This is a genomic window from Virgibacillus flavescens (assembly GCF_050574275.1).
GTDB lineage: Bacteria > Bacillota > Bacilli > Bacillales > Amphibacillaceae > Virgibacillus_F > Virgibacillus_F flavescens.
On sequence record NZ_CP192260.1, the window covers coordinates 3,472,413 to 3,485,050 of the forward strand.

13 protein-coding genes are annotated in these 12,638 nt (G+C 36.4%); 1 reads left to right on the top strand and 12 read right to left on the bottom strand.

The window, feature by feature from the left end; genetic code table 11:
• Window positions 1-437: 437 nt before the first annotated feature.
• From VBD025_RS17630 to VBD025_RS17650, 5 genes are all read right to left on the bottom strand, one after another.
• Window positions 438-1,574 (bottom strand): bifunctional cystathionine gamma-lyase/homocysteine desulfhydrase, encoded by a 1,137-nt coding sequence (locus tag VBD025_RS17630; protein ID WP_430791480.1) that lies wholly within the window; start codon window positions 1,572-1,574, stop codon window positions 438-440.
• Window positions 1,575-1,609: 35 nt separating this feature from the next.
• Window positions 1,610-2,524, bottom strand: a complete 915-nt coding sequence (locus VBD025_RS17635) for a PLP-dependent cysteine synthase family protein (RefSeq protein WP_430787891.1) — start codon at window positions 2,522-2,524, stop codon at window positions 1,610-1,612.
• A 12-nt stretch (window positions 2,525-2,536) separates the two neighbouring features.
• Window positions 2,537-3,004, bottom strand: a complete 468-nt coding sequence (locus tag VBD025_RS17640) for an S-ribosylhomocysteine lyase (RefSeq protein ID WP_430787893.1) — start codon at window positions 3,002-3,004, stop codon at window positions 2,537-2,539.
• Window positions 3,005-3,018: 14 nt separating this feature from the next.
• Window positions 3,019-3,657, bottom strand: a complete 639-nt coding sequence (locus VBD025_RS17645; RefSeq protein WP_430787895.1) for a class I SAM-dependent DNA methyltransferase — start codon at window positions 3,655-3,657, stop codon at window positions 3,019-3,021.
• A 172-nt stretch (window positions 3,658-3,829) separates the two neighbouring features.
• Window positions 3,830-4,360 carry a YhcN/YlaJ family sporulation lipoprotein gene (locus tag VBD025_RS17650; protein WP_430787897.1) on the bottom strand — a complete coding sequence of 177 codons (531 nt, stop codon included), beginning with the start codon at window positions 4,358-4,360 and terminating at the stop codon, window positions 3,830-3,832.
• Window positions 4,361-4,525: 165 nt separating this feature from the next.
• Here VBD025_RS17650 and VBD025_RS17655 point away from each other — a divergent pair, with 165 nt between their 5' ends.
• The gene (locus tag VBD025_RS17655) at window positions 4,526-4,762 is read left to right on the top strand and encodes a YhdB family protein (protein WP_430787899.1); all 237 of its coding nucleotides are present in this window, start codon (window positions 4,526-4,528) and stop codon (window positions 4,760-4,762) included.
• Between the two features lie 141 nt (window positions 4,763-4,903).
• Here the strand turns inward: VBD025_RS17655 and VBD025_RS17660 are convergent, their stop codons facing one another.
• The 7 genes from VBD025_RS17660 to VBD025_RS17690 form a co-directional block, all read right to left on the bottom strand.
• The gene (locus tag VBD025_RS17660) at window positions 4,904-5,986 is read right to left on the bottom strand and encodes an anti-sigma factor domain-containing protein (protein WP_430787901.1); all 1,083 of its coding nucleotides are present in this window, start codon (window positions 5,984-5,986) and stop codon (window positions 4,904-4,906) included.
• Window positions 5,986-6,714 carry an RNA polymerase sigma factor SigI gene (sigI, locus tag VBD025_RS17665; protein ID WP_430787903.1) on the bottom strand — a complete coding sequence of 243 codons (729 nt, stop codon included), beginning with the start codon at window positions 6,712-6,714 and terminating at the stop codon, window positions 5,986-5,988. Before sigI ends, VBD025_RS17660 begins: the two co-directional genes overlap by 1 nt.
• The gene (locus VBD025_RS17670) at window positions 6,704-6,847 is read right to left on the bottom strand and encodes a hypothetical protein (RefSeq protein WP_430787905.1); all 144 of its coding nucleotides are present in this window, start codon (window positions 6,845-6,847) and stop codon (window positions 6,704-6,706) included. The genes sigI and VBD025_RS17670 overlap by 11 nt, the downstream gene beginning before the upstream one ends.
• Before the next feature lie 199 nt (window positions 6,848-7,046).
• The gene (locus VBD025_RS17675) at window positions 7,047-7,772 is read right to left on the bottom strand and encodes a hypothetical protein (protein WP_430787907.1); all 726 of its coding nucleotides are present in this window, start codon (window positions 7,770-7,772) and stop codon (window positions 7,047-7,049) included.
• Window positions 7,773-7,836: 64 nt separating this feature from the next.
• On the bottom strand, window positions 7,837-8,655 hold the full coding sequence (locus VBD025_RS17680; RefSeq protein WP_430787909.1) for a S1 family peptidase: 819 nt from the start codon (window positions 8,653-8,655) through the stop codon (window positions 7,837-7,839).
• A 21-nt stretch (window positions 8,656-8,676) separates the two neighbouring features.
• The gene (locus VBD025_RS17685; protein WP_430787911.1) at window positions 8,677-10,707 is read right to left on the bottom strand and encodes an ABC transporter ATP-binding protein; all 2,031 of its coding nucleotides are present in this window, start codon (window positions 10,705-10,707) and stop codon (window positions 8,677-8,679) included.
• On the bottom strand, window positions 10,707-12,455 hold the full coding sequence (locus VBD025_RS17690) for an ABC transporter ATP-binding protein (protein WP_430787913.1): 1,749 nt from the start codon (window positions 12,453-12,455) through the stop codon (window positions 10,707-10,709). The genes VBD025_RS17685 and VBD025_RS17690 overlap by 1 nt, the downstream gene beginning before the upstream one ends.
• Window positions 12,456-12,638 lie beyond the last annotated feature (183 nt).

A 12,638-nucleotide genomic window follows, 5' to 3' on the forward strand; every position in this document is an offset into this window, starting at 1 on the left:
AGTTGTTAGCGGGGTCTCTCATAAATGAATGCTAATAAACAAAGTGTTTTATCTAGTGAAAAATAAGTAATTTGGCCATAGCATTAGCATCTAAGACGCTAAACTCCCTCAGTTAGATTCTGTTTACTCATAAATACTGCGATATGACAGCAAAGAGATTGGAGCGGATTTAAAAGATCCACACTCGATAGCTATATCTCTTTCAGCATGCATTAGTTGAAAGAAAATAAATATTTTGTAAACCGCTTCACCAGTCCTGGAGAGCGGAGGGCGGTGACTCCTGCAAGAACAGCACGAGCTGAAGCCGCGTTCTAAGGTGCAGTATTTTAACGGAACGATGCCAGAACTTCTTCAGAACAAATAATCCGAACGAAACCAAAAGGTTCGTTCGGATTATGCAATAGATAATATACGTTTGTCCCTGTCACTGCTTCAAGTTAACTATTTAATGCTGCTTCCAGATCTTCAATTAGATCGTCACTATCTTCAATTCCCACCGAGATTCGAATTAATCCGTCCGTTATACCAAGTTCAAGACGGCGCTCTCGTGGAATCGATGCATGTGTCATTTGAGCTGGCAGTGAAATTAAACTTTCAACTGCGCCTAAACTTTCAGCTAAAGTAAAGTACTGAACCTGTTCTAATACTTTCTCTGCACGTTCCCCGCTACCAACATCAAACGATACCATTCCGCCGAAGCCAGAAGATTGTTCTGATGCTAATTTGTGTCCTTTATGACTTTCGATACCTGGGTAATATATCGTAGAAACTTTATCATGACTCTCCAGGAAGGATACAATTTTTTTGGTATTAGCTTCAATAGCTTCCATACGTAACGCTAATGTTTTAATTCCCCGCATTAATAACCATGAATCCTGCGGCCCTAATACGCCGCCGACTGAATTCTGTATGAAATGCAGGTCCTCTGCTAATTGCTCTGAATTAACAACGACTAAACCTGCAACAACATCACTGTGACCACCAATGTATTTTGTTGCACTGTGCAAGACAATGTCTGCACCAAGATCAATCGGCAACTGCCAATATGGTGTAGCAAATGTATTATCCACAATCAGCTTTAAGTCATGCTTTTTCGCAATTTCTGCCATCGCTTTTATATCTGTAATTTTCAAGAGCGGATTTGTAGGTGTTTCCACATAAATCGCTTTTGTTTTTTCGGTTATTGCCGCTTCTACTTTTTCAGGATAGCTGGTATCGACATATGTGTGATCAAGATTAAAACGGTTCAGCACACTAGTCATTAAACGGTATGTTCCACCATAAACATCATCGGTCATCACCACATGATCGTCTGCGTCAAACATCATTAAAACAGAAGTAATAGCTGCCATACCTGATCCGAATGCAAAGCCTGCTTTACCGTTTTCTAAATCGCTAATTACTGTTTCAAGTGCATGGCGAGTTGGGTTTCCAGTACGTGAGTATTCGTATCCACGATGTTTTCCAACCTGATCTTGTTTATAGGTGCTAACTTGATAAACTGGAACTGATACAGCACCAGTTTGTTCATCATTGGTGATTCCACCATGAATCATTTTAGTTTTTTGTCGCATCACTTTACTCCTCCTATTCATTCAATTTACTATGATTATCCATAAATATGTTTACTTAAGTACCGGTCACTACCATCAGGAAAAATTGTAACAATGGTTGAACCCGGCTTTGCTGTTTTCGCTTCTTCAAGTGCGGCGAACATTGCAGCCCCCGACGAACTTCCAACTAATAAACCTTCTTTTGCAGCAAGTTCTTTAACAAGTCTAAATGCATTTTCATCTGTAACTGTATGAATTGCATCCATATATTCTCGATTCATATAATCAGGTAAAAATTCCATTCCGATACCTTCTGTTTTATGCGGCCCAGGCTCCCCACCAGCAATTATCGAACCCTCAGGCTCAACAATTACTGTTTTAATGGAAGAGTTATATTCTTTAAAATAGTTAGCTGACCCCATAAAAGTACCACCTGAACCTGATCCCGCTACAAATACATCAAGTTCACCATCAAGATCTTTTAATATATCTGGTGCAAGTGTTTCATAATAAGTCAGTGGATTAGCTGGGTTACCGAATTGCTGTGGTGAATAACTATTAGGTACAGTTGAAAGTAATTCATTCGTTTTTTCTATCGCACCAATCATGCCCTTTTCACGTGGAGTTTTAACAATTTCTGCTCCCAATGCCTTCATAATCATTTGTTTTTCTTGACTAAAATGTTCAGGAATACAGAACATGACGTTTATATTTTTGTTTAATACTGCTAACGCTAATCCAATTCCAGTATTGCCTGCAGTAGGTTCAATAATCGTACCACCTTCTGCTATATATCCGTTTTCCAGTGCGTCCTCAACAAGTTTTTTTCCCAGTCTGTCTTTAATACTTCCGCCTGGGTTATAATATTCAAGTTTTGCATACAAACGAACCCCCTCTGGAAGGGGGAAGTTTGTTAGTTCAACTAAGGGTGTCTGCCCGATAAGTTCATTAACTGAGTTATAAATTGTCATTTTTATCGCCTCTTACTTTTCAAATACTTGATGCCACTCATCACGTTTATTCAGCATTTCCTGTGCAATCGTTTTAGCGCCATCTAAGCTATGATTTGCTGCCCAGCCACATTGAACTTCATTACAAGCAGGAACTTCTGTTGCTTCTAAAACATCTTGCAGCGTTTTCTCCAATGTATCTAATACCTGATCATAATTATCATTATTCAGGATTGCTAAATAAAAACCGGTTTGACAACCCATTGGTCCGATATCAAGCACGTTATCCATATGATTCCGGATGTTTTCAGCCATTAAATGTTCGATCGAATGCAATCCAGGCATATCCATATGTTCCTTGTTAGGTTGCTTGAAACGAATATCGTATTTATAAACATTATCGCCATTTGCTCCTGTAGTAACACCAACTAATCTAACATATGGGGCAACCACTTTTGTGTGATCTAAATTAAAGCTTTCTACATTCATTTTCTTTGTCATAACCGTCACTCCTTCTATTTTTTCTCGGCAATCACTAGCCAAACAAAATCGTTCATTTTTGAAAATGATACATGAAAATTATTTCTGTCAAAAATGTTATTTAGTGTGCTGATAGTTGGGTAATATTCACGATTTAAGTCTTCAATCAAATCGACGTACCCATTCGTGTATGCTTCTTTAATTATATCTTCCTTTGCAGTGGTGGATTCAAACATTGTATCAGCAAAAACTATTTTCCCCTTTTCACTCAATAATTCTGCAAAGTTTTCAATCGCCTCACTTTTTTCATCATCTGTTAGATGATGAAATGCATAGGAACTAATAATCGTATTTATTTCTTTACCAGGATTAGGGAATGTTATAAAATCCCCTTCCATAATGGATACGTCCGGCATCTTATCTGCAGCGATCGTCCGCATTGCGGCTGACGGCTCTACACCGATTACATGATTACCATTATCTAATACTTTCTTCGTTAAGTTACCTGTTCCTACGCCAAACTCCAGTACATTTCCACTTATATTCGTTACAACCTCATCTAATATCTTATCATAATCATGAAATACTGCAGCATATTGTGGATCTTCTCCAGCTACACTTGCATCGTAGGAGTCCGCCCACTCTTCAAATAAATCTATAAATTCTCGACCCATTTATTTCAACTCCACTATTCAATATTAAAACAAAGTAATTCACTATGAATAGTATGAATTACTCGTTTAAGAATAGCATATGTTTGAAATTGTTTCAAAGTTATCGTTTTTTCAAAAGAAAAAGCACCACATGATTGCCATGCGGTACTTTTAGGATTAAATAATTTTTTTCTTATTCATTTTTTTGTGGGAAAACCCGTTCGATCATATTTCCCATTTGGTCAAAAATACCTTCAATTGGTTCACCGTTTTCTGCCTGATCAGCATATCTAGTTGCTAAGTCAGCAAAATCCGGATTAGTCGATACATAAACGTTGTCAATATCAGAATCAGTTGATTTCACGATTTTCGAAATTTGTTTTTTCACTTCTTCTGATAGGCCATTGCCGTTACCAGTATCAGCAGTTGCATTTATCTCTGCAGCTACATATGCATTGTTCTCTGTCGTTACAACATTTGCAGATTCAACTCCCTTAACCTGCTGTGTGATTTTCTCTGCTGCCTCTTCCGACAAATCATATTCCTTGCCATTGTTATTCATATCGAAATCCTGACTATTTTGATCTCCAGCGTTAAATCTTGTTTGTTCTACATTTGTATCATCATTATTGTTTGGGTCAGCTTCTTTGGTGCCATTATCGTTTTGACATCCTACAAGCGCCAAGGCAGTTATCAGGGTGATTCCTAGAAATTTAATTTTCATCTAATTTATACCTCCTAGCATATTTGCGATTAGTATGCTGCAAACTCATTTTTTTATTCTTACAGTCCTTATATTGGAAAATACACCAAATTTGTTTTCGGAAATATATTTATTATAGGGGCAAACTAGATGTAATCCTTTAAAGTTTTTAAGGAGGGGAAGTCAGTGAAAATTCCTGATTATGATAAGGCACTTTATTACACACTATGGGGACAATGGGATGATTTGCTTGTATTAATGGTTCGGACAAATGATGACATGCTTTCAAAACGCATCCAACTATTTTTACATTCCTATTATTACGCAACTGATCAGAATAATGTACTGCAGAGCCATGATCAATTATTGTATTACATTGATCACGCCATGAAATACACGCCCGATGAAGTATTGGAAATATAGGTATTCATTAGAAAGATTGGCTTATTCGCCAAGCTTTAACCGCGGTAGCCTTAGTTACACTTATGCAGTAAGAAAGTATTTATACTTTCTTAACTGCCAAAAAAACTGGTTGATTCTGATACCACATCAGAATCAACCAGTTTAATCATTTTCTTTATTCTTTTTATGTTTGTCTTTGTTTTTATCTTCGTTTTTTTCATTTTCTTTATCTTTATCTTTATGAACTTTATTCTTTTGTTTATCTATTTTATTTGCTGGGTTGTGCTTCATTTTATCTTTCTTTTTTTCTTTTTTAACCTCTTCAGGCTTTTTAATCTGATTCTTACCCTTTGAATGGATTTTGCCATTCTGTTTCTTCAGCTCACTTGATTGCTTTATTTCCTTTTCCTTTAGTGGTTTGGAGGCAGCAGCTGAAGGATTTATATTATCCTGATTAACAGTATTTTTTTCGTCTTTCACTTCATTTTGATGATCATTACTTGAATTAATATAAAATGAGCGTATAAGTTCTTTTTCATCATCATTAGTTCGTGGTTGATTTAAGTATTTTTCCGGTTCCGTATTTGAATTATCCATCGTGTTAGCCAACACTTTATTCATTGATATATTTTCTTTTAGAGCACGCTTTCTTAATTCCATTGGCACCTGAAAAGTAGCGATCTTCCAAGAAGTTTTATTAGCCGCGAAGTATTTATCTACCGAATCAATTACCGAAATATCTTCAGTATCTATGTAGCTCACTCCGACCATCACATTTTTGCCGTTTTTAGTCAAACCAAGTTCAACACTTTTGTTCATAATAATCTCAATAAATTGTACAACTTGTTTGTCCTTATAATCCGGCAACTTCTCCAATAATTTTTTTGCGTCTGCATTAAGTGGTGTGATTGATACCACGTTAAGTTCTTCGTTTATTTCAATTTCCACACTTGGATTGATGTCCAGATTTACGTATGCATAAGTTTTATTGTCACCACTAAAGAAATAAAATGGCATAACAAATAAAAGTACCATACATGCTATAGCGATATACCGAATTGGCACACTGTTTTTTTTCCTAGTAGGGAAAAATAACAATCCACCTTGCTTTTCCGTTAAGGTCTCATATGAAACTTCGGCACCGATTTCAGCGTCTTTGATCGGCTTAACTTTCTGGAAACTTCCATCTGATGCTACTACAATGGTAAATTTCCGATGTTTTTCCATAACTATCCCTTTACTCACTAAGCCACCCCTTTAAGATAATCTCTGAGATACAGGTAATCTTCACTTAAAACAATAAAAATCGCTAAAATATATTTTCGGTTTCGCTCTAACGTTTTTTTACTGACATCCACTTTCTTCACTAAATCCTTAATCGGAAGCTTTCGCTTAAGTTGTACATACTCTCTTAATTCTTCGTCATTATACAGGATTTTTGCCGTGCGAATAGCAGATTCCCTTGCATCTTTATGCTTTGGAGAAGCTTCTGTCAGTTCGGTCAGCGTCAATTTATAATCCCAAAGCTTATCTTTAAAGTCAGCAATTTCTTCTCTGCGATACCATGCATCCTGTTCGACTTGATACTTTTCATTCACAGCGACAATTTCGGCTGGGTTTTCCATCTTTTCCTCATCATAGCTTTCATCCAGCGAAGAAGTAGCAGGAGTTTTTTGCACAAATCGAATATAGTCTATTACTTTTCGCTTCACGACAAGCTTAGCAAAAGACAAAAATGAACTTCCTTTATCTGATGAGTATGTTTGAATAGCTTCATTAAATGCAAACAAGCCAACACTAAACTCATCGTCACGCTTTGGATCAATATACCGTTTACAAACTTCCGAAACACATTTAGCAATATAAGGCTGATACATCTTTAATAGCTGATTCTGTACTTCTGTATCCCCTTTTTTGGCTGAGGCAATCATTTCTTCTAAAGGACTCTCTTTTAAGGATTGGTTAGTAATCAACCAAAGCACCTCCAGCCATTATAAAATTCGTCGATTTATTTTCTTTTTTGGGTGTGGTTTTTTTGTATTTTTCATTCATTTTATTTATCATTATCGTATTTTTATTAGTTATAGTCATTATTTTATATGTCATGATGAATACCACCATCTCTTTGTTTTAGGCATAAGTTTCTATTTCAATATGACTAATTTTAACCCATACACCAAGCAGTTACTATCACAAGGTATTTACATTTGGATTAAAAAATCATTACTGCTGTCACTTTTATTAAAATAATTAAACCTAAAAAAGTACCGATGCCATAAATGTCATCGGTACTTAAAAAACACGATTATATTTTAAGACTCGCTAAAGCATCTTCTTTCGTTTCAAAACTAACTTGCTTATCTAAGTCTACTGCATTTAAGTCTACATATAAGTCTTTTTCCGACCATTCAACTGATTTAATATGATTCGTTCTTACCAAATAATATTTATCAGCGGGTACTTTTACTATTTTTAAAACGAGGTAATCTATTTTCCAGTTTTCATCATCAAACACCAAATCTGTGATGTGGCCCATCTTACCATCATGCCCGTGAACCTTTATTCCAACTGTATCAGACTCGTTAAGTAACACATAATTCTTATTTTCATTCATTTCTTTTTCATTACGCCTAGCTGTTTGTTCTTCATTTTGAGAAGGAACTTTAGGCACAAAGGGTCTGTCGACCGCTCCCCATAAATTAGTACCTCTCCAGTATCTGTTCCATCCGTAATACTCCGTCAAACTAGCTTCATTCGATTTTGATATTTCTGTATCAGACGGTATTGTTGGACTGTTTTTAATTGTCTCTTTTGTATGGTTTACCTCTACTTGCTTCTCATTATTGTTCATTCCTGTAAATGAAGATGGAGAAACATACACATTTCTTGCCGGTAACCATTTATGGGTATCCACTTGCGCATATCGAATTGCCCAGCTATGATCGTCAAAGTAAATATCTTTAACTTTTCCCATTTCACCATCTGTTGCATGGATGTTATATGATTTTAAGGTTGATGTTAAATAAAGCATTTATAATACCTCCTCATGTTTCTTATTAAAAATAGATTTCCCTAATTTTTAATAAATCAAACAATTATTCATGAAAGGAGTAATAATATTCAATTGGAATGTATAGACCAACCTTTCCTAAATCTTCACTATCAAGTGTAGCAAATACCACACCAATGACTTTTCCATCCTGATTAATTACTGGGCTTCCACTATTTCCGTTATAAACTGGTGCATCAATCATCATTACTGGTTTTTCCCAACCGGACAGGGTCGTTTCTTTAATGATGGTACCTTTATTAGCAATTCCATGAAAACGTAATGGATTCCCAATAAAATATATCGCATCTCCTTTATTAACGGTCGGGTCTTCGGCTAGTTCAAGTGAAGGATAATTACCTCCCTCTGCCTTTAAAACAGCTAAATCAATAGTTGGATAGGTTGCAACAACTTCAGCGTTTTTAAGTCCTTCCTCTGGGAAAACTACGGTAACATTATCTTCTCCTTCAATCACATGAAAGTTTGTAAGGATTGTTCCATCTCCGTGTACTGAAAACCCTGTTCCGCTCGATTCGCTTGATTCGATTACCACGACTGAATCTTTATATGTACGAATATCTTTCTGCATGGAAAGCTTAGAAGAAGTCGCTAAAAATTCAATTGCTGGTATGGATATAACTTTCGGGTAAAATGCAAACACGTTTAGCATCATCATAGCAGCAATCAACCAAAACGCCCATTTTGGAAATGGACGCTTTGGTTTTTGCTGTTCTTTATTTTCTTGTGCACGTTTCCATGCTTTTTTTCTTTCGATATCGACTAATTCAACTAGCTCATCATCATCAATTTCTTCATACAGATCATCATCGATCACATCATGGGTTCTTTTATCTTCTTTATCCATAGTGACACCTCACAGAGCAAGTTATACCGCTTCTTTTGTGTTACCTTGTTGCATTTGATACATTTGATAATACATTCCTTTTACTTGTATCAATTGTTCATGACTTCCTTGTTCTTTTATCATACCATGGTCAAGAACAAAAATTGAGTCTGCTTGTTGAATTGTTGATAATCGATGTGCGATAACAAGTGTAGTTCGCCCTTTTTTCAGAATCTCTAAAGCACGTTGAATAACAGCTTCTGTTTCCGTGTCTACATTTGCAGTTGCCTCATCTAAAATTAAAATGGCAGGATCAAATGCTAATGCACGTGCGAACGATAATAGCTGCCGCTCACCGAGTGAAAACGTACTTCCGCCTTCCGTCACAGGATCATCATATTTCTTAGGCAACTTTTCAATAAATCGATCCGCACCCACTGATTTCAGTGCATTAATCGCTTGTTCCCTTGAAATTTTCGGATCGCCCATTGTTACATTTGACAGGATAGTACCAGAAAATAGGAATGGATCCTGCAGTACGATACCCATATGACTTCTGACTTGTTGACGGGACCATCCACCAGTATCGTTACCATCTATTGTTATAGTCCCTTTTTGAGGATCATAAAATCGGAATAACAAGTTCATAATCGAACTCTTCCCAGAACCTGTGTGTCCGACAAACGCTGCCGTTTGACCGGCATTTACTTTAAAAGAAATATCGTTTAATACATAATCTTTATCATTATAGGCAAACGATACATGATTAAATTCCACTTCTCCTCTGTATCTGTCTACATTTCCTGTTATCACTTGCTCGCCATCTTGATCCAGTAATTCGAAAACACGGTTCCCAGCTACTCTTGCCTGCTCGATCAACGGCAGCTGATGAACGATATCGGTTACAGGTTCAAATAAACGGTTAAGGTAATCAACAAATGCATACAGCATACCAATCGATATCACAGCAGTAGGACTAAATGAGATCAACCCAAAGTACCAGATAAAACCGACGAACGCTATATTGCGAATAACTGTTACAAGATTGTAGGAAGTTAGTGCACTCAGCTTTACTAATTTTCGTTCAAAGGTGTAATGTCTGTCATTTAATACCTCGAAGTCCTTCTTCGTTTTTTTCTCATGACGAAATGCCTGAATGATTGGCATCCCTTGTATTGCTTCACTGATGCTTCCATTGATATCACTAATTGTGGTTCTGATAACCGTATTATATTTTGTGCCAAAATATTTGTAAGTCTTCATCCATGCAAGAATTAGTGGGATGATTAACAAGCACATAAATGCCAATTTCACATCAAGAATAAATAATGCAACAAATATTCCTGTCATGTAAATAACGCTTGTAACTACAATGGAAAACACTCTTTCATATAAGTCTCTAATTGCTTCCGTATCGTTCGTAATTCTTGCGACAATTTTACCTGCAGGCTGATCGACATAATAGTTAATCGGTATCTTCTGCGTGTGTTTAAATATGTCGTTTCGCATCCTTTTAACTATCTGGTTAGATGCTTTCTGTAATAAATATGTCTTAAAGAATTGAAAAAATGCAGCTATTAATAATAGAAACATATACAGACCTAAAAGAAATAAAATAGGTTCTTTTTCCGGCTGGAAAAATGGATATATTTCTAAATATGATAGCTTTTCTCCCGTATATGTCTGATTCCCATCATTCGTTTGTACAACAATGGCGTTGTCTTTAATACTTCTTTTTCCCGTTAATGGTACATCAGCTTTCACAAGATAATAATTCTGTTCGACCTGGAGAATTGTCACAAGACTTTTTGGGTTATCTTGATTCGTCAGTCGATCAGACCGCTTATAAAAATCTCCATCATGTTCAATTGTATAGTCGTCATTATTATTCTCAACTTGCTGCCAGTTACCTTCTACCCCGAGAATGTGCTCATCAATAATACGCTTTGCGATTAAAGGACCTACAAGTTCCAGGGATACTGCAATAATCAGGCAAACTAATCCAATAATAATACTCCTTTTATAGTACAGTGCATATTGAAATAGTCTTTTTTCAGTAGACGCCTTTTTCATTAGGAACGCACCTCCTCGTTTTCCAGCTGCTGTTGATTGTACTGTTCTTTGTACCAGCCATCCCGTGCAACCAGTTCATTATGTGTTCCTTGTTCCATAATTTTCCCGTTTTCTAAAACAATAATTTGATCAGCATGCGTCACAGCAGAAAGACGATGCGCAGCAATAAATGTTGTTTTATTTTGACGTTCTTTTCGTAAATGCTCTATTATTTTGGATTCTGTTTTTCCATCTACTGCTGATAACGAATCATCCAAAATCAATATTTCTGGGTCTTTTATAAATGCACGAGCTAATGCTACACGCTGCTTTTGACCACCAGATAATGTAACACCGCTTTCTCCTACTTGAGTATCAAGACCATCAGGTAATTGATTCATATCATTTAAGAAGTGAGCAAGTTCCATTACACGATGTATCTCTTCATCGGTAGCGTCACCTTTACCGAACTGAATGTTTTCACGAATGCTCTTGGAAAACATCATTTGATCCTGTGGTACATAACCAATCCATGAGCGAATCTGATCAAAACTGATATCACTCAGATCAATTCCTGATACTTTTATTTTTCCCTTTACCCCGGGATATTGACGTAACAGCAGCTTAAATATTGTCGTCTTTCCTGCTCCGGTTTTCCCAACAATTCCTATTGTTTGGCCATTTTTTATGTCTAAACAAATATCATCCAATTGTTTTACTTCTGATTCTGGATAGGTAAACGAGACATGGTCAAACTCAATCGAATTTAATGCTGTTATAGATTTTGGATCTTCTGGATTTTTAACATCTGCCTCATAGTCTAATGTTTCATTCACTCGATCTAACGATGCATTACCGCGTTGCATAATATTAATTAGCTCACCAACCGCAAACATTGGCCAAATCAACATTCCAAGGTAAACGTTAAATGTAACAAGATCACCTAATGTAATCCTGTTTTCAAATACGAGTATAGCCCCATAACCAAGACCAATCGTATAGGACAATCCAACTAGAATTTTCATGGTTGGTTCAAAGAGGGCATCAATTTTAGCAACCGCAATGTTTTTTTGATAAACATCCTCTGTCATAGATTCAAAACGTTTTTCATCATTTCTTTCCTGTACAAAGGCACGAATAACCCTTACGCCACGTATTGATTCCAGCACCTCGTTATTCATATCACCAAATGCAGTTTGCGCCTCCATAAACCGTTTGTGAATCGTTCCTCCATACTTATTCATTACAACTGCCATTATAGGTAGTGGGATTAATGCCGCTAATGTCAACGGCCAGCTAATTGTAAATCCCATTACCGCGATGATCATGATCATAAAAATACTGGAGTCAATCAAAGTCAGGACACCAAATCCCGCAGTAAGCTGGATTGACCTTAGATCATTTGTACTGCGGGCCATCAAATCACCCGTTCTGAACTTACCAAAAAATGTTGGAGTCATCTTTAGAAAATGATCCATTAATCTGCTTCTGGACAGCCGCTCCAGTTTCGCAGCACCGCTGAATAAAGTATAATCCCATAAATAGGATATTGAATAGTGCACAACAATGAGTACAAGGTAACCCGCGATTAGCGTTACCAGAAGTTTCGTTGTCAGTGTTTCAAACTGAATTTTATCAATTGCAAACCCTACTAATTTAGGTGGTATAAGACCAATTGCACTTGCGATAATTAAGGCTACGATTGCGAAAACATAACTCTTCCAATATCGTTTAAAAAACCAATCTAACTTCTTAAAAACCTGAAACATGTTTCTCACCTTCTTTTTTACTTTTTCGTATACATAGAGATAATTTCTTCACCAAATCTTCTGCTGCAGCCTTTTAAGACACAAAAAAACACACGTCTATGACGCATGTTTTCATAAATGTATGAGGATTGATCTGCAAAATCTCCTCGTACAATATAAAAAGGCCACAGCTGAGTGTGACCT

Bases quoted from the DNA above. Each gene is read 5' to 3' on its own strand.
- VBD025_RS17630 (WP_430791480.1), bottom strand. From the start codon at position 1,574: ATGCGACAAAAAACTAAAATGATTCATGGTGGAATCACCAATGATGAA.
- VBD025_RS17635 (WP_430787891.1), bottom strand. From the start codon at position 2,524: ATGACAATTTATAACTCAGTTAATGAACTTATCGGGCAGACACCCTTA.
- VBD025_RS17640 (WP_430787893.1), bottom strand. From the start codon at position 3,004: ATGACAAAGAAAATGAATGTAGAAAGCTTTAATTTAGATCACACAAAA.
- VBD025_RS17645 (WP_430787895.1), bottom strand. From the start codon at position 3,657: ATGGGTCGAGAATTTATAGATTTATTTGAAGAGTGGGCGGACTCCTAC.
- VBD025_RS17650 (WP_430787897.1), bottom strand. From the start codon at position 4,360: ATGAAAATTAAATTTCTAGGAATCACCCTGATAACTGCCTTGGCGCTT.
- VBD025_RS17670 (WP_430787905.1), bottom strand. From the start codon at position 6,847: ATGACATATAAAATAATGACTATAACTAATAAAAATACGATAATGATA.
- VBD025_RS17675 (WP_430787907.1), bottom strand. From the start codon at position 7,772: ATGCTTTATTTAACATCAACCTTAAAATCATATAACATCCATGCAACA.
- VBD025_RS17680 (WP_430787909.1), bottom strand. From the start codon at position 8,655: ATGGATAAAGAAGATAAAAGAACCCATGATGTGATCGATGATGATCTG.
- VBD025_RS17685 (WP_430787911.1), bottom strand. From the start codon at position 10,707: ATGAAAAAGGCGTCTACTGAAAAAAGACTATTTCAATATGCACTGTAC.
- VBD025_RS17690 (WP_430787913.1), bottom strand. From the start codon at position 12,455: ATGTTTCAGGTTTTTAAGAAGTTAGATTGGTTTTTTAAACGATATTGG.